Source organism: Microbacterium sp. 22303 (assembly GCF_052045265.1).
In the GTDB taxonomy this organism is placed as follows: domain Bacteria; phylum Actinomycetota; class Actinomycetes; order Actinomycetales; family Microbacteriaceae; genus Microbacterium.
Map to the genome: position 1 here is coordinate 1 of NZ_JBQEOQ010000014.1, position 707 is coordinate 707.

Here is a 707-nt window from a genome sequence, read left to right on the forward strand (position 1 = left end):
CGGCGGTGCTGCACATGTCCGACCGGGTCGTGCAAGGGCGGATGGTGCGCGCCGCAGAGCTGATGACGAGGTTTCCGGCCACGATGCAGGCGTTCAAGGACGCGCGGATCAACGCCGCGCACGTGCGGCTCATCCAAGACGCCGGGGCGCGGCTGGACGATCAGGTGCGGCCAGAGTTCGAACGGGCGGCGGTCGATGCGTGCGAGGGTGAGACCCCGCACCGGGCGAAGAGGGTGGTCGAGCGGGTCGCGGAAAGGCTCGCCCCGCGGAGCCTGACGGAACGGCACCGGGAGGCCCAGGAGAAGCGCACCGTGTGGCGGGAAGACTTGGGTGACGGGCAGAAGATGCTCGGGCTCATCCACGCCGCCGCGGTGATCGACGGGATCTACGATCGGCTCACCCAACAGGCCCGGATTGTGCAGAAGGCGAACGCGAACGCAGGGTCGGAATCGGACCCGGAAGCGCTCGGCGACCCGGACGACGACCGCACGATCGACCAGCTGCGCGCAGACCTCTGCGCGGACACCCTGCTCACGGGTGCTCCGTCCGGACATGACACGACCGACGGGTTGCTGTCCGCGATCCAGGCCCGGGTCGAAGTCACGATCCCCGTCTTCACGGTGATGACCACCAGCACAACGGTTGGCTCCGCGTTCGGTGTCCGGGTGGAGCAGCCCGCCGAACTCGCCGGTGGGCAACCCATCGAC

Annotated in this window: 1 protein-coding gene; it reads left to right on the forward strand. The window is 69.2% G+C overall.

The genetic code is table 11. From position 1 onward, the window contains the following. Window positions 1-707 (forward strand): DUF222 domain-containing protein (locus tag ACTJI8_RS20400; protein ID WP_440735265.1); only part of this gene is annotated, 707 nt, incomplete at both ends.